Source organism: uncultured Faecalibaculum sp. (assembly GCF_910588395.1).
Lineage (GTDB): Bacteria > Bacillota_I > Bacilli_A > Erysipelotrichales > Erysipelotrichaceae > Faecalibaculum.
In genome coordinates this window covers 21,860-44,828 of sequence record NZ_CAJUPA010000001.1, presented here as the reverse complement: position 1 = coordinate 44,828, position 22,969 = coordinate 21,860, and the positions used below count along the sequence as shown (strand labels likewise).

Here is a 22,969-nt window from a genome sequence, read left to right as displayed (position 1 = left end):
CGGCAGGTGCCTTTTTCACGTCTGCCGATCCATGCCCCGGCTTCCAGGCGCTGCAGGCCATACCCGGATCGTGCCTGCAGGCGCCTGGCATCGGCACCAGAAGGCATAAGGCGCTGGTGTAAAGTGCGGGACGGGTACAATGGAGGCATGACGACAAGAACAGTATTTGTTCCCAGCGAACACAAACCGTTTTACCGGAAGGTTCCTGTGGAATTTGAATTTCATCCCGGTCAGGCTGTGCTGCAGAAAAAGAAAAATGTCAAGGCGCTGCATGATGCCTGGCTGGCGGATCACCCGGATACGCGGGTGCTGGAGGTTTCCACGAAAAGCGACGAGGAGACAGGCAGGCAACTGTCGCCGTTTCATCTGACGAAGCTGCTTCCGGGTCTGAAGAAGGAGTTTCCGGTGGAGAACATCATTCAGGGCAGCCGGGTCATGGCGGAAGGCGGTCCGTACTATGACCTGCTGGGGACCGATCCTTTGTCGGCGAAGCAGGATTCCCGTGTGCAGGGGAAGACAGAGGCGTATTCTCTGGAGGGCGAGCTGTATCCCGCTAGTCCGGATTTCCTGTTCTATACCTGGATCTATGCCATGGCGGTGCTGGAGAACAACCTGCAGAAGACACTGCTGGAGACGGATGCGTTCACGGATATCGAATTTGCGGGCAGCGACGGCAACTGTCAGGCCAGAGCCTGCGCAATCACGGCTTCACTGCTGCGGGATTCGAAGCTGAAGCGGAATATGTCCTTTGAGGAGTTCAGCAGGCTGTTTCTGGTGTCGCCGCTGGATGAAGTGAAGCTGACACCGAAGAAGAATTTCAGCACCCGTCCGGCTGGTCCGAAAACGGTGTTCAGTGTGGGAGACTGGCTGCTGCATCCGGCGATCGGGCAGGGGCAGGTGATGAAACGGACGGCCCGGGAGTATACGATCCTGTTCCGGGTATCCGGTCCCAGAACGCTGCGGCGGGATATTGTGGAGAGCAAATGCACGCGGATTTAGCGGCTGCAAGGGTGGATCGGCGGCACAGGAGGGCAGGATTATGAAACTGTCTCCCTGCGGACTGCAGGCGCCGCTGTTTGCGGCGATGAATCAGGGACACTGCCGGATTCTGGAGGAAAGCGAGGGTGGTCTGTTTCTGAAGGATCTGGATGCGGGAACCTACATGCTGGATGTGGCGGATCCCTGGCTGGCCCGCTGCTGGCTGAAGCGGCATCACTGTCCTGAAATGAAAGTGATGGTGTTTCAGGAGAGCTGCTGGCGGTCTCTGTGCCGGTCGCCTGGATGGCGCATGACAGACTGTGCCCTGCAGGTGGTCTGGAGCCGGGAGTGCTGTCCGGAGACGGAAATAGAGCTGATGCCGGCAACACTGTCGGATGTTCAGATCCTGCTGGAGGAGTCGGGGCTGCCAGAGGAAGAGCTGCTGAGGATGATGGAAACCGGGCGGCTGTACACCGGGTATCTGCGGGGCAGATGCATCGGCTATGGTGCCAGCGGCTGCCGGGGCAGCGTGGAATTTCTGTATGTGTTTGCGGACTGCAGGAAGCACGGCTGGGGCAGCCAGCTGGAACAGGCGCTGATTGCCCGGATCCTGGCTCAGGGACTGATTCCCTATGGACATGTATCTGCCGGTGACCGGGCTGCACTGGGTCTGCAGCGGCGGGCGGGGATGGATGTCTGTCCGGGATACATTGCCTGGATGGAACTGGATGAGCAGTGATGCCGGCGGCTTGATCGTCATCTTCTGTTTGCAGATGCTGAATAACGGGTTTATAATGGCGCGGATGCAGTACCGGCTGATCTTCGGACAGTCAGGGCTGATGCTGTATCGGCGTTTTTATTTGATACATCGCATTCTGTAAAGGAGCGAAAGTAGGAGGAATCATGAAAAATCAAAACACCAGACGAATGACGCTTTTCGCATTGTTTCTTGCCATTGAGATCATGCTGTTCTGCACGCCTTTCGGTTTTCTGCAGATCGGACCTCTGGCCATCACGCTGATGCACGTTCCCGTGATTGCTGCTTCGATTCTGCTGGGGGTGAAAGAAGGCATGGCGCTGGGCCTGGTCTTCGGTCTGTGCTCCATGATCAAGGCAACGATGGCGCCGGGTATCACAAGCTTTGTGTTCTCGCCGTTTGTAACCATTGGCGGGATCAGCGGCAACTGGTCCAGCCTGCTGATTGCACTGGTACCCAGAGTCCTGATCGGGTATGTTCCCGGGGCACTGTACGATGTGTTCCGCAAAAAAGGCATGAACAGTTCACTGGCTGCGGGAATCGCTGCCGGTATGGCTACGCTGCTGCACACGGCGCTGGTACTGGGGGGCATCTGGGTGTTCTTCGGAGAACCGTACGCAGCGGTGCTGGGGTCGGCAAAAAACCTGCTGATGGGTCTGTTTGCCACAACGGTTCTGACCAATTCGCTGCCGGAGACCGCGGTGGCGGCAGTGGCCATGGCGGCTCTGGTCAAGGCCATCCGCCTGCCGGCTGCCCGGACCGCCAGAGCCTGAGACCGGATGACGGAACCGGACCGGTGCCGGTCTGGAATGATGTGCGATATTCTGGAATGAAAGCCTGTCACGGGCTTTCTTTTTGTTGAAGATTCAGTTCGTGACAGGAAAGCGGTTCCAGTAAAAAGCGGCTGCGGGCAGCGGATTCTGCGGCAATGCAGGATTGAGCGGTGGCGGAAAGGGTGCTAAAATTTAATGGATTGAAAGCGGTACAGAATCCGCTTTTTCGAACAGGAGGAGAAAACATGCTCAAAGGAATTGCTGCTAGTGCCGGCGTGAATGTCGCGAAGGCCTACAAGCTGGAACAGCCCGAAGTTGTCATCGAGAAAAAAGAAGGCGACCCCGCCGTTGAACTGAAGAAGTTCGACGATGCTCTGGCCAAAACCGTCAAGGATATCCAGGGTGTCAAGGAACGGGCTGCCAAACGGCTGTCCGAGGAAGAGCTGGCTGTATTCGACGCGCACCTGATGATGGCGGAAGACCCCGAATTCGCTTCTCAGATCAAGGCGATGATCGAAAACGACAAAGTCAACGCAGAATATGCGGCGGACACTGTGGCTTCGCAGATGGTTGCGATGTTTGAAGCCATGGACAACGATTATTTCCGCGAACGGGCTGCAGACATCAAGGACGTGACGTTCCGTCTGAAGTGCAACCTGCTGGGTCTGCAGATCCCCGATCTGACAGCCATTGACGAACCGTCCATCATCGTGGCTCATGACCTGACTCCTTCCGATACAGCCCAGCTGAATGAATTTGTCAAGGGCTTTGCCACAGCCATTGGCGGCAAAACCAGTCACTCTGCCATCATGGCCAACTCCCTGGAGATTCCGGCTGTTGTGGGAACCAAAGGCATTCTGGAGAATGTGAAGACCGGTGACGTGATCGGTCTGGATGCTCTGGACGGCTTTGTCTATGTGAACCCGGATGAAGAGACCGTGAAGATGCTGGAAGCAAAGGCGGCTGCTTTTGCGGAAGAAAAGGAAGCCCTGAAGATGATGGTGAACGCGAAGTCCATCACCACCGACGGTCACGAAGTGGAACTGGCGGGCAACATCGGCGGTTTCAAGGACGTGGAAGGCGTTCTGAAAAACGGCGGTGAAGGCGTCGGTCTGTTCCGGACGGAATTCCTGTACATGGACAACGATCACTTCCCCACGGAAGAAGAGCAGTTTGAAGCCTACAAGGCTGTACTGGAAGGCATGGGCGGCCGCAAGGTGGTTGTCCGCACACTGGATATCGGCGGCGACAAGAAGCTGTCCTACTATACATTCCCGGAAGAAATGAACCCCTTCCTGGGCTACCGGGCCATCCGGCTGTGCCTGAAGGAACAGGACATTTTCCGGACACAGCTGCGTGCTCTGTGCCGTGCTTCCGTATACGGCAAGCTGTGCATCATGTTCCCGATGATCGCCACCATTGACGAATTCCGTCAGGCAAAGGGCATCTTCGAGGATGTGAAAGCCGAACTGCTGGCAGAAGGCGTTGCCGTTGCGGATGACATCCAGGTGGGCATGATGGTGGAAATTCCTGCCGCTGCGGTTCTGGCGGATGAATTCTCCAAGTATGCGGATTTCTTCTCCATTGGCACCAACGACCTGATTCAGTACTCCATGGCTGCTGACCGCATGAGCGAGAATGTCTCCTATCTGTATCAGCCCTACAACCCGTCCATCCTGCGTCTGGTCAGCATGACGATCAAGGGCGCGCACAAGAACGGCAAATGGGTTGGCATGTGCGGTGCCATGGCCGGCGAGCCCTATGCGGTTCCCATTCTACTGGGACTGGGTCTGGATGAATTCTCCATGTCCGCCACACAGATCCTGAAAGCCCGCAAGGTGGTAACGGGTCTGTCCTATGCCGATATGCAGAAACTGGCAGACAAGTGCCTGAACATGGATTCCGCCCAGGAAGTGCTGGACTATGTTCAGTCCGAGGTCAAGGCATAACACCCCTGACCGGATCAGTGAAAACTCAGATGACAGCAGCGTGCAGGGGATTGCCTGCAGCCTGCTGATCATCAGCTGATATACAGACATGAAACCCCCGGAGCCTGTCTCAGGCTGCCGGGGGTTTTCGTGATGAGCGGCTGCAGAACAGGTGAAACACGGACCGGATTTGCGGCATCGGGCTGTGTCCATGTGAGTTGCTGAACACAGCAAAGGCTAACGATGTCTGCGGGACATGAGAGAACAGCTGACAGCGACAAACAGTGCCAGCAGGATCCAGGGGCAGGAAGCACTCAGAAATTCGTGAATCATTTGGTTTTCCTCCCTCCAGGCACCGGGTTCAGACTGTTTTCCGTTTCCAGGTGACATACAGACCGAATCCGCCGAGAATCATGCCGAGAAAGGCCATGGACCACAGGAGGCAAGCGGGCAGGGCAGGGCGAAGGAGAACGCTGCAGCCCAGAAGCACACCACCTGCTGCCAGCAGCTTCCGGACGGGATCCGCAGACTGCGGTGCGTCTTCCAGCGACCTGATCTTGCGGTCTGTCTGACAGAAGGCATTCAGGAGCACAATGCCCAGGAGTGCCAGAACAGATGCCTCCAGCACCATCCATCCACTGCCGGCGTGTATGGCGATACAGAGAACGAAGGCCGAAAACAGCAGCTCCAGTGCAGCCACAGCCCCGAACATCCGCCGGATTCGTCTGTACTGACTGATCCGGCTGGGGGTGTCGCTGTAGAGCTCCAGGGGCCCCAGTGCCGCTTTGCGCCGGACCAGGAACCAGTAACCCACTGTGGGGATGATTTCGATGTTCTGACTCTCCAGAATCTCCCTGTATGCCCTGGAGATCCGGATGCCTTTGTCTTTCAGATCCGCTTCATACACGTATTCTCCAGGCTGACATCGTTCAAAGGAATAGAGTCCAAGTCCGAAACTGGTGAGATTCCACCCCTGCTTTGCCAGGTCGTTAAGCCAGTTCATTTCTTCGGTTTTGTCCCAGAGCAGCCTATATTTCTTCATGATGCATAACCCTTTCCGCAGTCTGCACTGCTTCTTTCATCCGGGCGGTTTCCGCTTCCAGCAGGTTCCGTCCTGTTTCCGTGATCTGATATTCTTTTTTCCCCCGGGGATCCCGGGCTGTATCCAGCAGCCTGATCCAGTCTTTTTTCTGCATGGTTTTCAGTGCTCCGTACAGTGTGCCGGCGCCCAGAACAACTCTGCCACCGGTCAAAGCCTCCACTTCCTGCGTGACGCCGTATCCGTGGTTGGGGTGCCGCAATGCCAGCAGAATGAAGAACATGGATTCTGTCAGCGGCAGTTCTTTTTCATACATATCTCCCTCCGTTATATCGTGTTCCGATATATTACTGAACACACTATATCACCATCGGATGTATCGCGCAATGATATATCGTGACAGGAGGGAACAGGCTGCATCATGATTTCTGCACGCATGCAGTGGACGCTCCCTGATGCGAGCTTCCACCGGCAGAACAAAAGCTGACTGCGGCAAAAAAAAGATCCCGCCAGAAGCAGGATCCTGTCTGCGGCTGTCTATGCAAACAGCAGCATGAATTTCAGTTTGTCGGCTTTTACGGAATGAATGGCGCCTTTGGCAAATTTCACGGATGTTCCGTGTTTGACCTTCACGGTTTTTCCTTCATAGGTCAGCTCGCCATCTCCCTCCATGACAATGAACAGCGCATCCGCCGGTGCGGGATGATCGGGAAGTTCGGCGTGGTCAATGGCCACCAGCAACATTTTTACACCGTTCTGATCGATGAAAGGCTGTTTGACTGCCTTGTCCTTTTCATATTTTACCTGTTCTCTGAGACTGAATTCAGTCCCGGCTGCAATTGTATTAAACATATTCATACCTCCTGGTGGTTCCATTGTAGAAAGGTGCGCATTCCGTATACAGGGCTTTGACCGGACAGCTGGAACGAATCCCCGGAATGAGGCGGCTGTCAGGAACCAGGATGTAGTATGATGAAGTCATGAAGCGAAAAGACAGAAAAACCAGAGATCCCTTCCGCAAAACCGGCTGCATCACCTTTGAAGAATCTCCGGTGGAAATCTGGCTCAATGCCAGGACCGGACAGATGCAGTTCCGGCAGCAGGGAAGAGAAGTGACGGATATGGATCTCCATGAACGGATCCTGACCTATCTGAAGGAGGCCAACCGGGAATGAGGCATTTTGTGTTTGACATCGGCAATGTACTGGCATCTTTCAACGGCTCCGCCTTCATCCGCCGGTATGTACCGGATATTGCCGACGCAGTTGAAGCGTTCCTGTTTCCTGATCTCTGGAACCGGTATGATCAGGGACTGGTTTCCACGGAGGATATGATACAGGCGCTGTGCACAGTCTTTCCGGATTATGCCCGGCCGCTGGCATCCATGATGCGGGAATGGACTGATTCCGTTGTCATCTGCGATGCCAGCCTGGAGGCTGCGAAACGGTATGCAGACAGCCGGTATATCCTGTCCAACATTCCGCAGGACTGTGAAGAGAGTCTGAAAGCCAGAGGTCTGTTCGATGCCTTCGACGGTGCCATCTGCAGCTGGCGTGAGCGGCTCATCAAGCCGGATCCGGCGATTTATCTGCAGCTGATGGAAACCTTTGATCTGAAACCGGAGGATTGCGTGTTCATTGATGACCGGAAAGAGAATGTGGAGGCAGCAGCCAGACTCGGGATGGAAAGCCATCAGCTGAGGGACATGTCACAGCTGCCGGCACTTCTTGAGCAAATCACTGCCGGTACCGAAAAGGAAAGAGTAAGATAACCTTGTCGACAGGGAAACCTGCTGATGGTTCAGTCCCTTTCCTTAAAAGGACACCCGGCTGGACCACAAGTCCGGCCAAGACCCAGCCAGTTCCATTTGGAGCTGGCATTTTTTTATGCAAGTGCTTTATATAAAGGAGATAGTTGCTTAAACATGCTTTAATGCAGAGAGATAACAGGAAAGTACCGAAAAAGTACCAGCTTTTTAATCGTAAAGAGCCTGATGGCATTTTCATTCAGTCTGAAATCACGGCAGGAGAGAATACGAAGAGATGTCCCGGATGCACCTTATCCCAGCCTTTCTTCCCGTCACCGGCAGACAGGAAGGCAGGCTGAGACAGGAGATCGTATTTTTCAATTGACCGCTTCCAAAGTTCAGTGTTACTATCACTTTATCGTCAATGGCAAAGAACGGAAGGAGTACCGCATCCTGTCCCTTGAAGAGAGCTTTCGTCCGGTGAAAGAAAGCAGGAACAGCGCGGGAAGGTAGTCCGGGAGCAGACTTTCCGAAATCATCAGTAGGTTGGTCCGTCGGCCGCGTTAAGGCCTTCAAGATCCGGAGTCCTTCCAGGTTTCCGGATGAACTCAGGTGGTACCACGCGCTGCGTCCTGTCATGCAGCGCTTTTTTCTTTGCCTCAAGCCGGATGATCGAACAGGATACAGGAGGAATCAACATGGGACTTGAACATCGCCTGGCACCAAAATATGCCAGCATCATCACGGAAGCAGACCGGTATGACAACTGGAAAGAGGAGGGCTATTTCACAGCGGGAGATACGTCGAAAAAACCATATTCGCTGGTGATCCCCCCGCCCAATGTCACAGGCAAGCTCCATCTGGGCCATGCCTGGGATACGACGCTGCAGGACATTCTCTGCCGGTACAAACGCATGCGGGGCTATGATGTCTGCTGGGTGCCGGGCATGGATCACGCAGGCATTGCCACTCAGGCGAAGGTGGACGCCCGTCTGAAGGAAGAGGGAATTTCCCGGTACGACATCGGCCGGGAGAAGTTTCTGGACCGTGCCTGGGAGTGGAAGGAAGAATATGCCGGTACCATCCGCAAACAGTGGGCCAAACTGGGCTTGTCCCTGGATTACTCCCGGGAACGCTTCACCATGGACTACGGGCTCTCTCAGGCAGTCAACAAAGTATTCGTGGACCTGTACAATGACGGTCTGATCTATCAGGGAGAGCGGATCATCAACTGGGATCCGGAAGCCAGAACAGCCCTGTCCAACATTGAAGTGGAACACAAGGAGATCATGGGCCATATGTACTATTTCCGGTACAAGGTGCAGGAAACCGGGCAGGAACTGGTGATTGCCACCACCAGACCGGAAACCATGTTTGCGGACCAGGCCATCTTTGTGCACCCGGATGATGAGCGGTACAAGGACATCGTGGGGCTGCATGCAATCAATCCCGCCAATGGACAGGCACTGCCGATCATGGCAGATGACTACATTGACATGTCCTTCGGTACGGCGGTCATGAAGTGCACCCCCGCGCATGATCCCAACGACTTTGCACTGGCCAAAAAATACGGTCTGGATATGCCCATCTGCATGAACGACGATGGAACCATGAATGAAATGTGCGGCAAGTATGCCGGCATGGACCGGTTTGAATGCCGGAAAGAACTTGTCCGGGACTTTGAGGCAGCCGGTGTGGTGGATCACATCGATGAGCACCTGCATCAGGTGGGACACTCCGAACGCACCGGTGTCATCGTGGAACCCTATCTGTCCAAACAGTGGTTCGTGAAGATGAAGCCTCTGGCTCAGGCGGTTCTGAAAAACCAGCAGATTCCGGATCAGAAAATCAGCTTTGTGCCCGAACGGTTCGAGCATACCTTCACACAGTGGCTGGAGAACATCGAGGACTGGTGCATTTCCCGTCAGCTGTGGTGGGGACACCGGATCCCTGCATGGACCAATGAAAAAACCGGAGAGCTGTATGTGGGCACTTCTGCCCCGGAAGGCAGTGACTGGAAGCAGGATGAAGACGTTCTGGACACCTGGTTCTCCAGCGCTCTCTGGCCCTTCAGCACCTTTGGCTGGCCGGATATGACAGCCGATCTGGCGCGCTACTATCCCACAGATACCCTGGTCACCGGGTATGACATCATTTTCTTCTGGGTGGCCAGAATGGCGTTCCAGGCCCGGTACTGCACAGACAACCGGCCCTTCCGGGACGTGCTGATTCACGGACTCATCCGGGACAAACAGGGCAGAAAAATGTCCAAGTCCCTGGGCAACGGCGTGGATCCCATGGATGTGATCGCGGAAAAAGGCGCGGATGCCCTGCGGTTCTTCCTGACCACCAACAGCGCACCGGGGATGGATCTCCGGTATGACGAAACCAAGGTGGATGCAGCCTGGAACTTCATCAACAAGATCTGGAATGCTTCCCGGTATGTTCTGATGCAGCTGGAACCGGAAACGGAGTATGCAATTGATCCCGCCAGTCTGTCTGCCTCCGACCAGTGGATCATGGACCGTTTCAACCGGGTTCTGGCGGAAGTGGAAAAGAACATGGACAGCTTCGAATTCGGCATTGCAGGCAATGCGGTGCAGGATTTTGTGTGGAATGATTTCTGTTCCTGGTATATCGAACTGTCCAAGACCGACAAATCCCGGAACACCAGTGCGGTTCTTCTGGAAGTGCTGAAAAAATCCCTGCTCCTGCTGAGCCCCTACATGCCCTTTGTCACAGACACGATCTGGGAAGCCCTGCCGTCCACGGAAGGCTCCATCAATGTGGCTCAGTGGCCTGAACCCTTCGACTTTGTTTCCGATCCGCAGCTGGAGAAGGAAATGGATCTGGTCATTCAGATCGTCCAGGCAGTCCGGGAACTGAAGAGTGAATACCGCATGAAGCCTTCGGCGCCCATTGTGATCACAGTCACCGATGAAACCGGAGAACCGGTGACTCTCTCCCAAAAAGCCGCCACTGCCCTGGAAGGACTGTGCCACGCACAGCTTGCAGACCGCAAGCCGGAAGGGGAAAGCGTCAGCCGGACCCTGGGAACCTCTGTGCTGTCGGCAGCCCTGTCCGATCTGGTGAATGTGGAAGAGGAAAAAGCCCGTCTGGAAAAAGAACTGACCCGGCTGCAGAAGGAAATCCTCCGGGGGGAGAAAATGCTGTCGAATCCCGGATTCACCGGAAAAGCCCCGGCCAGCAAAGTGGAAGCCGAAAAGGAGAAGCTTGTTAAATATCAAACTGAATTTGCGTTAGTAAATAAACAACTTAACGATATTGACAAAATTCAATCAAAAAAGTAAATAAATCGCCCGAAATCGCCAGGAAAAATGTATTTGTATGCGCTTTTTTGGCGAAAAGCAATTGACATATCATTCCCAGTTAATTAACATTTTATTGAAAGCAGGTGTGTTATGGATTCAAAAAATGTATTAAATCAGATGGGCAGACTTTTGGATCTGTTCAGGAAGGAACTCAAGAACGAAATGCGGGATCTGCCGCCTCTGCGACAGAAAGATTTTCAGGTTCTGGAGTATATCTGGACAGCAAACCCTGAACACTCTGTCCGGATGTCCGATCTGACACAGTTCATGGAAGTCTCCCCGGCTGCCACCAGCCAGCTCATCAACTCCTATGAGATGCAGGAAATCGCACAGCGTGTCCGTTCCACTGAGGACCGCCGGGCAAACTTCGTTCAGATCCACCCCACGCTTCTGAAGAAGATCGAAGACAAGATGGAGGATCTGAACACCAGAACCGCCGCTCTCCTGGACTATCTTGGTCCTGAAGACAGCGAAGCCCTGGAACGGATCCTGACCCGGACGCTGGAATGGGATTCCGCCCGGGCCAATGAAGCGGCTGCGGAATAATCCATCTCTGTCCAGCGGCAATCCCTGGATTGCGCTGGCTTCTCTGTTCGGCATTCCTGTCTGTGAAAATGCACAGGAGTTCGAGCATCAGATGCTGAAGATCCGGGAACCTGTCATTTTCGAAGCCGGTGGCCGCGGCTGCCTGAGCAGGGAAGTGCAGGATGTCCTGGAAGCCATTCAGCAGAAATCAGACTATGTCTATGTGATCTGGGACAGGTGAAGTCCCTGTATCCTCATGAAAAAACTGCAGCTCCCGACAACCGGGCCAGCTGCAGTTTTTTCATGCAGTCAGCATCCGCTGGATGGAAGCAGCCCTGCCTGCAGGCCATTTCATCGGCAGTCTGCTGGTGGTTTCATCACCATTGAGCACCAGAAAAAGCCAGGACCCAATCCCGGCCCCGGCTTTCTGGCTGTATATCTTCGAATGACAGGAAGACATTCTCTTCCGGCAGAATCAGGCCTGCTCTTTTGCAGACATCTTTTCCCGGTACAGCTGACGCCGTTCCTGCGGTGTCAGTCCCTTTTTCCGGATCCGGATCGCATCCGGTGTCACTTCCACCAGTTCATCATCGTTGATCCATTCCAGTGCTTCCTCCAGCGAGAATACCTGGGGTGGGGTCAGAAGCATCGCTTCATCACGTCCGCTGGAACGGATCGCGGTCAGTTTCTTGTTCTTCAGCGGGTTGACATCCAGGTCGATGTTCTTGGCGGACTCGCCGATGATCATACCCGTGTAGACCTCGGTCTGGGGACCGATGAACAGCGATCCGCGCTCCTGAAGATTCCACAGGGCATAGGTCATGGCAGCTCCGGTCTCTGTGGAAATCATCGCACCCTGCATCCGCTGTGCGATTTCTCCTTTGTAAGGTTCATAGCCGCAGAGCCGCCGGACCAGAGTTCCTTCGCCATGGGTATCGTTGATGAACTCCGTTCTGAAACCCAGAAGCCCCCGGGTGGGCGCCGTGTAGGTGATCCGGACGTAGTCGTTTTCTTCTTCCATATCGACCATGATCCCCTTGCGCAGATTCAGCTTGTTGATGATCGTGCCCTGATATTCAGCCGGGGCAATGCACACAACTTCTTCCACAGGCTCCACCTTGCGGCCTTGCTCATCCACATGCAGGATGACCTCCGGCTTGGACACCGCCAGTTCATACCCTTCCCGGCGCATGTTCTCGATCAGAATGGAAATATGCAGTTCACCGCGGCCGGACACTTTGAAGGTATCCGGAGAATCTGTTTCCTCCACCTTGAGACCGACGTTGACCTCCAGTTCCTTGGCCAGCCGTTCACGGATATTCCGGGATGTCACATATTTGCCGCTTTTGCCTGCGAAAGGAGACGTATTTACATGAAAGTTCATGGACAGCGTCGGTTCCTCGATGGGAATCGAATCCATGGGTTCCGGATCATCCACCGGGCAGATCGTATCGCCGATGGAAATATCCGGCATTCCGGCAATCACCACAATATCGCCGGAATGCGCTTCCTGAACCGGTGTCCGGGACAGCCCTTTGTACACAAAGAGATTGGACAGCGTCTCGTTTTTCAGTGTCCCATCTGCATTGGTACGCACATATTTGCCGCCGGCTTTCAGTGTCCCCTGATAAATCCGTCCAATGCCCAGCCGGCCGATGTATTCATCATAGGCCAGGGCAGAAACCTGCATCCGGACAGGTTCCTCGTTGAGATCGGGATACACTTCGCAGTGTTTCAGAATGGTCTTGAACAGCGGATCGATGTTGTCGGAAGGTGTCTCCAGATCATACTGCACCCGGCCTTCCTTGGCCACACCGTACAGAATGGGGAAGTCCAGCTGTTCATCTGTTGCGTTGAGGTCGAGAAACAGATCGTAGACTTCATCCACGACTTCTTCCGCCCGCTGGTCTTTCTTGTCGATCTTGTTGATGAGAAGAATCGGCTTCAGACCGGTTTCCAGTGCCTTGCTCAGCACAAACCGGGTCTGGGGCATCGGGCCTTCACTGGCATCCACCAGCAGAATGACAGTATCCACTGTACGGATGATGCGTTCCACCTCGCTGGAGAAATCCGCGTGACCCGGGGTATCCACGATATTGATCTTCACACCGTCGTGAATGACGGAGCAGTTCTTGGAATAGATGGTGATTCCCCGTTCCCGTTCCAGGTCGTTGGAATCCATGACACAGTCCACGACTTCCTCGTTGGACCTGAACACATCGCTCTGACGGAGGAAGGCATCCACCAGGGTGCTTTTGCCGGCGTCAACATGAGCGATGACGGCAATATTCAGTATCTTTTCATATTCTGCCATTGCTTGCTCGCTTTCTTGAATAAATCCGGTCCTATTATATGCATTCTTGCGGTAAAGTACAAATCTGGCTATAATCAAACCTTGAGAAGTCAGGAGAATTTGCATGCAAGTGAGATATTTCAAGGAGTACAGCGCGAATCTTGACCGGGACATGGAGTTCAAGATGTACGGTCATGCCGGGGTGCTGTGTCTGGTGATTCCCTGTCAGGACGGACGTTTTTTCGAATGGGAAGACAGAAAGATGTTTGACCTCGTTTCCGGACTGGTGGACGCCGGACGGATCCAGTTTGTAACCGTGGATTCGGTGGATGCCGAGACCTGGAGCAGCTATGGTCCCACCGAGCCGAGAATGCACCGGCTGGAAGCCTGGAACCGGTATGTGATGGATGAACTCATTCCTTCCGCGCTCTGGAAAGCCGGCAAACCGCAGGATGAACAGATGATGGTGATGGGCGCCAGTATGGGTGCATATCATGCGGTGAATCTGTTCTGCCGGTATCCTCACCGGTTCAGCCGGCTGCTGGCTCTGTCCGGACTGTATGACATGAGTCGGTATATATATGACGGCAACTATACCCATGAGTTTCACATTAACAATCCTCTGGCCTATCTGGAGGAACTGGCGCCGGACAATGGTTGCATCACCCGGTACAATGCTTCGGATGCCCGGATCGTCATTGGTCAGGGAGCCTGGGAGAATGAGTGTCTGGAAGACACCCGGAAACTGGCAGATCTGTTCTGGCGCAAGGGAATCGGAATCGACACCTACTTCTGGGGATTTGACACACCCCATGACTGGCCCAGCTGGGAACGCCAGCTGCAGGAATACCTTCCCCGGATGGTCTGACAGGAAATGGAAACGCAAAGCCTCTTCTGCAGTCTGAAGAGGCTTTCATTTACTCAAATCACACGATTTCACACTGAGATTTTTCCTGTTTTGTCGCTTTTTTCCGATATAATGGAATGGAAACGGACAGAAAGGGAATGATATATGAGAGGTATGGGACTGCAACCCTGAGCAGATCAGCGGATCATGGGAGCGTATTCATCTGACTGACTGCCCTGCAGTCTCCCAGCGGATCCGAATTCCCGGCAGCAGCATCCCCGGCTGATACAGCTTCTGCTGCAGAAAGCTACGGCTTTCCCGACATCCAAGTACAAGCGAAAGTTCAGGGCATCCGGCGGGGAAACCGGATGCCATTTTCAGCTGCACAGACAGACGATTCTTCCTTCTCCGGCAGAACCGTTTTTTCTCTTCTGCCGGCAGTGCGCAGAAAAAAAGCGCGCCGCGGCGCGCAGGAGAGCAGATCAGCCAATCAGGACAACGTCCTTGATTTCCGGAATCTCATCCAGCAGCAGGAGCTTGACCCCGCCGGAGAAATCATCTCCGGCCATGGCACATCCGGCGCAGGCGCCGATGAAGCTCACATACACGATGCTGTTTTCATCCACACCCAGCAGTTCGATGTCACCGCCGTCATGCTGAATGTAAGGCCGGATTTTTTCCAGTACTTCTTCCACCTTTTCTTCCAGGGCTTCTGTGGAAAGCGGGTCGCTGGCGGAAGGGGCTGCTTCGGGATTCAGACCTGCCTGTGCAGCCAGCTGTTCTTCCTGGCGGACGGCAGCCGGGTCTTTTTCCAGTGTTTCTTTTTCTGAATTCATATCAGTTTCGTGTGTATCCATATCCATATCAATGCCTCCGATTGCATATCATGCAGCTGTGCAGAATCCGCCTCCTGTGCGGGCGGGTTCTTCTGAGCCTGTCAGATGAGGAACAGCGGTGACAGCAGCAGGGGAATCAGCAGTCCCAGAACAAAGCCGCCAATCACCTCCACCACTTTGTGACCAAGAATGGTTTTCAGCTTTTCCTGGTAAATCGGATCGCTGAAGGTGAGGCCGGTCATGTCCCGCAGATCCTTGATCAGCTGCTGTGTCAGTTCGATGTTTTTGCCGCTGTAATACCGCACGTGGCAGGCATCGTACATTACGATAGCAGAAAACACAGCCGTCACAGCAAATAATGTGGAAGAAAATCCTTCTTCCATCCCCACGGTCATGGACAGAGCCGTTACCGTGGAGGAATGCGAGCTGGGAAATCCGCCGCTCATGAGCACCCACCGGAGGTTCCATTCACCGGTGCGGTAATAATACGTAAACAGTTTCGCCACCTGCGCTGTCACATTGGCCAGAAGCGCACAGACCAGCGGAAACAGGGAATTCGGGATCATGAAATCACCTCTTGCATTCAGCTTATCACAAACCGGTCTGATTCCTCTCTGACAGGGCTGTGGGCCTGCTTCACGAATGCTAAGGCAATGGACGAAGTGCGGAATATGGCATATAATTTTTCAGATGGCAGAAGGGAGAAAACTGACATGCTTACATTAGATCTCAGCCATGCATTCCTGAAGGAAGACTTTCACGATTACCGGGAAGAAGTCGCCAGACTCGACGAATCCCTGCGCAACAAGACCTGCAAAGGCAACGATTTCACCGGCTGGATGACCTGGGCTGACGATTACGACAAAGAAGAATTTGCCCGCATCAAGACAGCTGCCGCCAAAATTCAGAAAGAATCGGATGTGCTCGTTGTCTGCGGTATTGGCGGTTCCTATCTGGGGGCCCGTGCAGCCATTGAAATGATCAACGGTCTGTATCCTGAAAAACAGATCGAAGTGATCTACATGGGCAACACATTCTCCAGCTCCTACATTGCGCAGGTGATGGAGTATCTGAAGGACAAGGAAGTGTCTGTCAACGTCATCTCCAAATCCGGCACCACCACAGAGACGGCCCTGGCTTTCCGGATCCTGAAACAGTTCATGGAAGACAAGTATGGCGATCAGGCTGCCAGCCGCATTTACGCCACCACCGACAAGGCAAGAGGTGCTCTGAAACCTATGGCGGATGAAGAAGGCTACGAGACATTTGTCATTCCCGATGACATCGGCGGCCGTTTCTCCGTCATTACACCCGTCGGACTGCTGCCCATTGCTGCAGCCGGCATTGACATTGATGCGCTGATGCAGGGGCTTCACGACGGCATGGGCGAATACGGTGATGCGGATCTGGACAAGAACCCGGCATACCGCTATGCTGTTGCCCGCCGCATTCTGCAGCACCAGGGCTATGATGTGGAACTGTTCGTGAACTATGAACCGCAGATGGCCATGGTCTCCGAATGGTGGAAACAGCTGTTCGGTGAATCCGAAGGCAAGGACGGACTGGGCATTCTCCCGGATTCTGTCAACTATTCCACCGATCTGCATTCTCTGGGACAGTTCGTGCAGGACGGCAAGAAGGTTCTGTTCGAGACCAACCTGTATGTGGAGCAGCCGATGATCGATCTCACGTTCCCCGGAGACGACAAGAATGCCGACAAGATGAACTATCTGGCCGGCAAGTCCGTGGACTGGGCCAACAAGATGGCTGCCAAAGGCACACTGATGGCTCACGAAGAAACCGGTGGTGTTCCCAACATCATCATCACCATGCCTTCCATGTCTGCCTACGACTTTGGCAACATGTGCATGTTCTTCTTCAAGGCCATTGCCATGACCACGCTACTGAACGGCTCCAACCCCTTCAACCAGCCTGGTGTGGAAGTCTACAAGAAAAACATGTTCAGACTGCTGGGCAAAGAGTAATCCACATGCATACCGCCGGTTTCCGGCGGTTTTTTTGATAATCCGAAGGCTGATGCGGCAATCAGCCGTCGAAGCCGAAGAACTGAAGAACGAAAGTGAAAAGGCAGAACCAGGGTTTTCCCGGGGAAACAGGCAGAATGTTTACCAAAGTAATCTTCCTTTGACATGACATTTAAATAAACATCTGGAATTTCCGGTTCGTGCGGTCATCTCGGCCTGTTTGAAATGACTGATATGCTATGTTGAAATTACCAAAGGTAAATCACCATAGGTAAAGCACCGAAGGTGCATGAAAGGATACACCATGAGAGATTTCAGATGGTTTACTGATTTCTTCAACACCGGTCTTGGCACCGCCATCAAGGCAGTGCTGCTGCTGGTGCTGGCATTCATCGTGGCTGCGATTGCCAAATCTCTGATCATCAAACTGCTGTCAAAAACGAAGCTTTCCACCATGAAAGGAACCGGTGACGGCGGTGAAAACCAGGGACCGAAAACAATTGATCTCATTGGCAAACTCGTTCAGCTGGTGGTCTTCCTGCTGTTTGTACCGGGGATTTTTGAAATTCTCGGCATGACACAGGTGTCCGCTCCGATTCTGACACTGCTCAACACAGTCTGGGGCTATGTCCCGAACATTCTGTTCTGCGTCATCATTCTCTGGATTGGATTCTATGTGGCAAAGCTGGTCAGAGAGCTGCTTGTGCCGGTTCTCAACAAGCTGGAGGTCAACAGACTGCAGAAAATCGCCGGCATTGAAGTCCGGGACGAGGGCAGACTCTCCAACACCATTGCCTACATCGTCTATGTGCTGATCCTGATTCCAGTCATCATTTCGGCGCTGTACGTACTGGACATCAAAGCCATTTCCGATCCGGCAATCGCCATGCTGAGCATCATCTTCTCCTATATCCCCAGTCTTCTGGCTGCCCTGGTCATCATTGCCATCGGCTGGGTACTGGCGAAGTTCTGCGGCAACATTGTGACCAGAATCATTGCGGCTTCCGGTCTGGATGCCAGACTGGCTGCTCTTGCAGGTGCCAGAGATGATTCTCCCTTCGTGCTTTCTTCCGTAGCCGGCAAGACAGTGGAAGTGGTTATGATTATCTTCTTTGTGGTAGAGAGTTTCTCCACGCTGCACCTGGGCGTTCTGACGCATATCGGTACAGCTGTGATTGCCTATATGCCGTATCTGCTGACGGCTGTCATCATTCTGGCCATTGCCTTCTTCCTGGGAGCCGTTGCAGACAACACGCTGAAAAAGAACGGTCATGGGTCTCTGGGCCTGGTTGTGAAATATGCCATTTATGTCATTGCGGCTTTCATGATCCTCAATCAGCTGGGTATTGCGCGAACACTGGTGGATTCCACATTCATTCTGGTCATTGCAGCGCTGGCCGTGGCGTTTGCCATCAGCTTCGGCATTGGCGGCCGGGAATTTGCAAAAAATGTCCTGGCGGATGTTCAGAAGAAATTCCATATCGGACAGGAAGACAAGTAACCAGCTGTATCCACGGTCAGGTATATTCGCTGAAAGAAACCGGAGAATTCCGGTTTTTTTCTGCAATCCGGGTTACACTGAAACCGGAAAGAAAGCGGTTTCGACAGGGTTCAGATTATAACAGGATTCTGTCTGCACTGGACAGTCCGGATATTTCTGCCTGTCTGATGAGCAAACCGGCCGGATTTTTACGGTTCAAAAGTATTTCCCGGTCTGAATCTTCCGTTTCAAACCGTATTTGGTTTGCATACGTAAATTAACGAAACTATTCATACAAAAACATTCATCACTTGGTAAGATAGGATCAGAAAGAAGGGAACCATATGAAAAAACCTGACAAAAAAGCAGAAAACATGACCATGGAGGAACTGGCTTCCTACATCGACTACTCGGTACTGAAACCGGAGTTCACACAGGAGGAGATCATCGAACTGACAAAGGACGGAGTTGCCAAAAAGTGTGCGACCATCTGCATCAACCCGAAGTACATCGAACTCTGCGAGCCGTATGTAAAGGGCAGTGCCACAACGCTGGCCCCGGTGGCGGATTTTCCCTTTGGAACCTCCAGCACGGAATCCAGAATTCAGCAGATCAGAGATGCAGCCAGAAGCCCGGAAGTATCGGATATTGATATCGTGGCCAATTTCGGTCTGATCCGCAGCGGAGAATACGACAAAGTTCTGGAAGATCTGAAACAGTGCGCCGCCGCAGCCCATGAAGCGGGAAAGGTGCTGAAAGTCATTCTGGAAACCGATGCCCTGAACGGAGAGCAGATCCGGAAGGCAAGCCGGATCGTGGAACAGTCCGGCGCGGATTTCGTCAAGACCAGCACCGGATTCCTGACAGGGCATGAAGCCAGAGGCGCGGCTCCGGAGGTCATTGCCATGATGATGGAAGAAGTGAGTCCGGAGATGAAAGTGAAGGGATCGGGCTGCATCCGCACCCGGGATCATTTCCTGAAACTGATTGACATGGGGATCGACCGCATGGGTGTGGGCTACAGAAGCGTGCCTGTGGTGCTGGGAATCCAGGACTGAATAACGTGACTGTGACAGATGGACCGCAGCGAACCTGCGGTCCATCTGGCCTGTAAACCGGCTGTCTGCCGCCTGCCGGCAAGCCACGCGGCAGAGCATGCTGCAGTTACAGAACAGATACCGAACAGAAAGGAAAGTTGTATGGAGTTTCTGGAATTCGTACCTGAAAACAGCGATCTGGATCTGGAGCGGATCCACCGGTTCCGTTCGGTCATGCAGAACCGGAAAGCCAGTCTCTGCAGTGAACGTGCAGAGATCTATACCCGCTCGTTTCAGGAAACAGAGGGGCAGGACTGGCTGCTGCGGAAGGCCAGGGCATTTGCAGCCACGCTGAAGGAAATGACCATCTGGATCGGGGAAGATTCACTGATTTTCGGCTGCCAGGCAAGCCGCAGTTTCGCGGCCCCTGTCTTTCCCGAGTATTCCATAGACTGGGTGATCGATGAGCTGGACGAATTTGCCCGGCGGGACGGAGACGTTTTTCAGGTGGATCCGGATACGGCTGCTTCCCTCCGGGCCATTCAGCCTTACTGGCATGGACAGACCCACGAAGATGTGGTAAAAGCCACCACACCGGAATCTGTACGGCTGGCGGAACAGCAGAAAGTCATCCACCGCGGCGGAATTTCCATGTCCGGAGACGGACATATCGTGCCGGATCATGAAATGCTGCTGAACCGCGGATTCCGCTCTCTGGCTGATGAATGCAGAGAACAGATGGCAGCGGCAGTTGATGGGCATCAGCGGGCATTTTATGAAGCCGCCGCCATCTGCCTGGAAGCCAGCCTGGACTGGATCAAGCGGTTTTCCCGACTTGCCGGTCAGCTGGCAGAGAAAGAAACCCGCCAGCAGCGCAGACAGGAACTGCTGCATATGCAGGAACTGGCCTCCCATCTCATGGAACATCCGGCTGAAACCTTTGAAGAAGCCCTGCAGACAGTTTTTCTGGTTCACGTCCTGCAGATGATTGAATCCAACGGACACAGCTTCTGCTATGGCCGCTTCGACCAGTACATGGATCCTTATTACGAAAGGGATCTGGCTGCCGGCCGCCTTTCCCGGGAAAAAGCCCTGGAGCTGCTGACACATATGTTTCTCATGAATTCTTCCTGCAACAAAGTCCGCCCGTACGGTCACACACGGTTTTCTCAGGGCTATCCTCTGTATTCCAATCTGATGATCGGCGGACGGCGGCCGGATGGCACAGACGGGACCTGTCCGCTGTCGTATCTCTGCGTGGAAGCCATGAATCTCACTGCCATGGCAGAACCGAATTTTTCCATGCGCTACAACGGAGATACGCCGGATGATCTGCTTCGTCTGGCGGCAAAACTCATTGCCACCGGCTGCGGCATGCCCTCCATGTTCAATGACGATACAGCCGCCAGAGCCATTCACGATCTGGGGATCCCCTGGCCGGATGCCAATGACTACTGTGCCATCGGCTGTGTGGAAACAGGCGTTCCGGGCAAATACGGTCACCGGGCGACAGGAATGACGTACGTGAACTGGGGAAAGATTCTGGAACTGCTGCTGAACGGGGGCACTGATCCGGATTCCGGCATCTGCCTGTATCCGGTGCTGGAAGTGTTTGACAGCTGGGATGCTTTGTGGAAGAGCTGGAATGATCTGCTGAAATTCTATACCGACATTGCTGTGGAATGCGACAAAGTATGTGACCGCTCCCTGGAGCAGTTTGATGCGTCTCCTTTCGCTTCGGTGTTCATTCAGGGCTGCCTGGAGAAAGGCAGGACCGCCAAGGAAGGCGGCTGTGTCTATGATGTGGTGAGTCAGAGCAACATCGGTCCCTCTGTGGTGGGCAATTCGCTGCTTGTGCTGAAAAAGCTGGTGTTTGAAGACCGCATTGTTACGCTGAAACAGCTGAAAGCAGCCATGAAGGACAACTGGCAGAGCCCGGATTCCGCTGCAATACGGCGTCTCTGTCTGGCTGTGCCGAAGTTTGGCAACGATGATGACGAAGCAGATGGGATGGTGGCAGATGTATTCCAGTCCTATCTGCAGCTGCTGCCCCGGTATGAAACCATCCGCAAGGGAAGGGGACCGGCGGTATCAGCCTATGCCATGAGCACCTCCAACATCACCAGCTATGTCCCCAATGGCAGAGATGTGGGAGCCACACCGGATGGCCGCATGGCGGGCAGTCCGTTGAATGAAGGCTGCTCTCCCACCCAGGGAACGGATGTCTGCGGTCCCACGGCGGTGATCCGTTCGGTGGCCAAACTGCCCAACGACAAAGTGGCAGCCGGACAGCTGCTGAATATGCGGTTTTCTCCTGCATCCCTGAAGGGAGATGAGAATCTGAACCGCTTCACCGGTTTCCTGAAAGCCAGCCGCCGCATGGGGATCTATCACAATCAGTTCAATGTGGTGGATTCTGCAACGCTGCACAGGGCGATGGAGGAACCGGAAGCCTACCGGGATCTGATTGTCCGGGTTGCCGGGTATTGCGCCCAGTATGTGTCGCTGATGCCGGAAACTCAGCTGGCGATCATTGAACGGACAGAAAACCGGCTGTGAGACCGATATCCCTGTGCCGGGGTCTGGTGGGGGAAATTCAGGGATACTCCACGGAGGATGGTCCCGGAATCCGGACCACAGTGTTTCTGATGGGCTGTCCCCTGCGCTGCCGCTGGTGCTCGAATCCCGAGTTTCTGAAACCCGAACCGGTGCAGCTGAATTTCTCCGGAAAAATCCGGACTGCAGGACGGTGGATGAGTCCGGAAGAGCTGACTGCCAGTCTGCTGCGGGACAAGGTGTTTTACGAAGAAAGCGGGGGAGGGGTCACATTTTCCGGGGGTGAAGCGGGGATGCAGACGGAATTTGTCTGTCAGTGCATGACGCTGCTGCACCAGGAAGGTGTGCATGTCTGTCTGGATACCAGCGGATGCGTGAAGTCCGCTGATTTTTCCCGGCTGCTGCAACAGACAGATCTCGTTCTCTATGATCTGAAAGCGGCGGATCCTGCTCTGCATGAAGAACTGACTGGGCTGGGCAATGCGGCAATACTGGCGAATCTCGCACTGCTGGGGCAAAGCAGGGTTCCCTGGCGGCTGCGGCTGGTTCTGGTACCCGGCTGCAATGACAGCCGGGATGATATCCGAAAACGTCTGGAACTGGCAGCTGCCCAGCAAAATGCACCCATGGAAGTGGATGTGCTGCTGTATCACGAACTGGGCAGGGGGAAGTACAAAGCCCTGGGCAGAGCGTATCCACTGATGTCTGTACCGCCCTTCGATCCGGGACTGAAGAACTGGATCCGGAGTGAATGCCGGCGTCTGGGACTCTCTTTGGACAGATACAGATGACAGTGAGGCTGACACTGGATCAGAAACTGTCATAATCCGGCATGTGTCGCCTCTTCCATCATGCA

General features: G+C 54.0%; 21 protein-coding genes and 1 other annotated feature. Of the genes, 15 read left to right on the top strand and 6 right to left on the bottom strand.

Annotated features, from left to right (window positions below; translation table 11 throughout):
• Positions 1–147 precede the first annotated feature (147 nt).
• The 4 genes from QZ305_RS00200 to ptsP all read left to right on the top strand — a co-directional run bounded on the left by QZ305_RS00200 (position 148) and on the right by ptsP (position 4,457).
• Positions 148–999: a DUF6977 family protein gene (locus tag QZ305_RS00200; protein WP_294729456.1), complete on the top strand. Its 852-nt coding sequence runs from the start codon at positions 148–150 to the stop codon at positions 997–999.
• A 40-nt stretch (positions 1,000–1,039) separates the two neighbouring features.
• Positions 1,040–1,717 carry a GNAT family N-acetyltransferase gene (locus QZ305_RS00195; protein WP_294729455.1) on the top strand — a complete coding sequence of 226 codons (678 nt, stop codon included), beginning with the start codon at positions 1,040–1,042 and terminating at the stop codon, positions 1,715–1,717.
• Between the two features lie 164 nt (positions 1,718–1,881).
• Complete coding sequence (locus tag QZ305_RS00190) at positions 1,882–2,508, top strand: ECF transporter S component (RefSeq protein WP_294729454.1); 627 nt, start codon at positions 1,882–1,884, stop codon at positions 2,506–2,508.
• Between the two features lie 245 nt (positions 2,509–2,753).
• Positions 2,754–4,457, top strand: coding sequence for a phosphoenolpyruvate--protein phosphotransferase (ptsP, locus tag QZ305_RS00185; RefSeq protein WP_294729452.1), 1,704 nt, complete (start codon positions 2,754–2,756; stop codon positions 4,455–4,457).
• 340 nt (positions 4,458–4,797) lie between these two features.
• Here the strand turns inward: ptsP and QZ305_RS00180 are convergent, their stop codons facing one another.
• From QZ305_RS00180 to QZ305_RS00170, 3 genes are all read right to left on the bottom strand, one after another.
• Positions 4,798–5,478, bottom strand: a complete 681-nt coding sequence (locus QZ305_RS00180; protein ID WP_294729451.1) for a DUF2812 domain-containing protein — start codon at positions 5,476–5,478, stop codon at positions 4,798–4,800.
• A complete protein-coding gene (locus QZ305_RS00175) occupies positions 5,465–5,791 on the bottom strand; it encodes a PadR family transcriptional regulator (protein ID WP_294729450.1) in 327 nt (108 codons plus the stop codon). The genes QZ305_RS00180 and QZ305_RS00175 overlap by 14 nt, the downstream gene beginning before the upstream one ends.
• 221 nt (positions 5,792–6,012) lie before the next feature.
• Positions 6,013–6,327, bottom strand: coding sequence for a cupin domain-containing protein (locus QZ305_RS00170; RefSeq protein WP_294729448.1), 315 nt, complete (start codon positions 6,325–6,327; stop codon positions 6,013–6,015).
• Positions 6,328–6,455: 128 nt separating this feature from the next.
• Here QZ305_RS00170 and QZ305_RS00165 point away from each other — a divergent pair, with 128 nt between their 5' ends.
• The 5 genes from QZ305_RS00165 to QZ305_RS00145 all read left to right on the top strand — a co-directional run bounded on the left by QZ305_RS00165 (position 6,456) and on the right by QZ305_RS00145 (position 11,320).
• Positions 6,456–6,650 (top strand): hypothetical protein, encoded by a 195-nt coding sequence (locus QZ305_RS00165; protein WP_294729447.1) that lies wholly within the window; start codon positions 6,456–6,458, stop codon positions 6,648–6,650.
• A complete protein-coding gene (locus QZ305_RS00160; protein WP_294729445.1) occupies positions 6,647–7,246 on the top strand; it encodes an HAD-IA family hydrolase in 600 nt (199 codons plus the stop codon). Before QZ305_RS00165 ends, QZ305_RS00160 begins: the two co-directional genes overlap by 4 nt.
• Before the next feature lie 397 nt (positions 7,247–7,643).
• Positions 7,644–7,860: a binding site (T-box leader), on the top strand.
• A gap of 60 nt (positions 7,861–7,920) precedes the next feature.
• A complete protein-coding gene (locus QZ305_RS00155; protein ID WP_294729443.1) occupies positions 7,921–10,533 on the top strand; it encodes a valine--tRNA ligase in 2,613 nt (870 codons plus the stop codon).
• 111 nt (positions 10,534–10,644) lie between these two features.
• Positions 10,645–11,100, top strand: coding sequence for a MarR family winged helix-turn-helix transcriptional regulator (locus tag QZ305_RS00150; protein ID WP_367268813.1), 456 nt, complete (start codon positions 10,645–10,647; stop codon positions 11,098–11,100).
• Positions 11,081–11,320 (top strand): hypothetical protein, encoded by a 240-nt coding sequence (locus tag QZ305_RS00145; protein ID WP_294729442.1) that lies wholly within the window; start codon positions 11,081–11,083, stop codon positions 11,318–11,320. Before QZ305_RS00150 ends, QZ305_RS00145 begins: the two co-directional genes overlap by 20 nt.
• Before the next feature lie 234 nt (positions 11,321–11,554).
• On the opposite strand, the gene typA is transcribed toward QZ305_RS00145, so the two are convergent.
• The gene (typA, locus tag QZ305_RS00140; protein WP_294729441.1) at positions 11,555–13,393 is read right to left on the bottom strand and encodes a translational GTPase TypA; all 1,839 of its coding nucleotides are present in this window, start codon (positions 13,391–13,393) and stop codon (positions 11,555–11,557) included.
• Positions 13,394–13,496: 103 nt separating this feature from the next.
• Here typA and QZ305_RS00135 point away from each other — a divergent pair, with 103 nt between their 5' ends.
• Positions 13,497–14,240 carry an esterase family protein gene (locus QZ305_RS00135; protein ID WP_294729439.1) on the top strand — a complete coding sequence of 248 codons (744 nt, stop codon included), beginning with the start codon at positions 13,497–13,499 and terminating at the stop codon, positions 14,238–14,240.
• A 461-nt stretch (positions 14,241–14,701) separates the two neighbouring features.
• Here the strand turns inward: QZ305_RS00135 and QZ305_RS00130 are convergent, their stop codons facing one another.
• Together QZ305_RS00130 and QZ305_RS00125 are read right to left on the bottom strand one after the other, a co-directional pair.
• A complete protein-coding gene (locus QZ305_RS00130; protein WP_294729438.1) occupies positions 14,702–15,082 on the bottom strand; it encodes a NifU family protein in 381 nt (126 codons plus the stop codon).
• A 74-nt stretch (positions 15,083–15,156) separates the two neighbouring features.
• A complete protein-coding gene (locus QZ305_RS00125) occupies positions 15,157–15,621 on the bottom strand; it encodes a divergent PAP2 family protein (protein WP_294729437.1) in 465 nt (154 codons plus the stop codon).
• 147 nt (positions 15,622–15,768) lie between these two features.
• Here QZ305_RS00125 and QZ305_RS00120 point away from each other — a divergent pair, with 147 nt between their 5' ends.
• From QZ305_RS00120 to QZ305_RS00100, 5 genes are all read left to right on the top strand, one after another.
• Complete coding sequence (locus QZ305_RS00120) at positions 15,769–17,040, top strand: glucose-6-phosphate isomerase (RefSeq protein WP_294729434.1); 1,272 nt, start codon at positions 15,769–15,771, stop codon at positions 17,038–17,040.
• 304 nt (positions 17,041–17,344) lie between these two features.
• Positions 17,345–18,541 (top strand): mechanosensitive ion channel, encoded by a 1,197-nt coding sequence (locus QZ305_RS00115; RefSeq protein WP_294729433.1) that lies wholly within the window; start codon positions 17,345–17,347, stop codon positions 18,539–18,541.
• A 323-nt stretch (positions 18,542–18,864) separates the two neighbouring features.
• A complete protein-coding gene (deoC, locus tag QZ305_RS00110; protein WP_294729431.1) occupies positions 18,865–19,578 on the top strand; it encodes a deoxyribose-phosphate aldolase in 714 nt (237 codons plus the stop codon).
• Between the two features lie 141 nt (positions 19,579–19,719).
• The gene (locus QZ305_RS00105; protein WP_294729430.1) at positions 19,720–22,116 is read left to right on the top strand and encodes a formate C-acetyltransferase/glycerol dehydratase family glycyl radical enzyme; all 2,397 of its coding nucleotides are present in this window, start codon (positions 19,720–19,722) and stop codon (positions 22,114–22,116) included.
• Positions 22,113–22,904, top strand: coding sequence for a radical SAM protein (locus tag QZ305_RS00100; protein WP_294729429.1), 792 nt, complete (start codon positions 22,113–22,115; stop codon positions 22,902–22,904). The genes QZ305_RS00105 and QZ305_RS00100 overlap by 4 nt, the downstream gene beginning before the upstream one ends.
• The last annotated feature ends 65 nt before the right edge of the window (positions 22,905–22,969 follow it).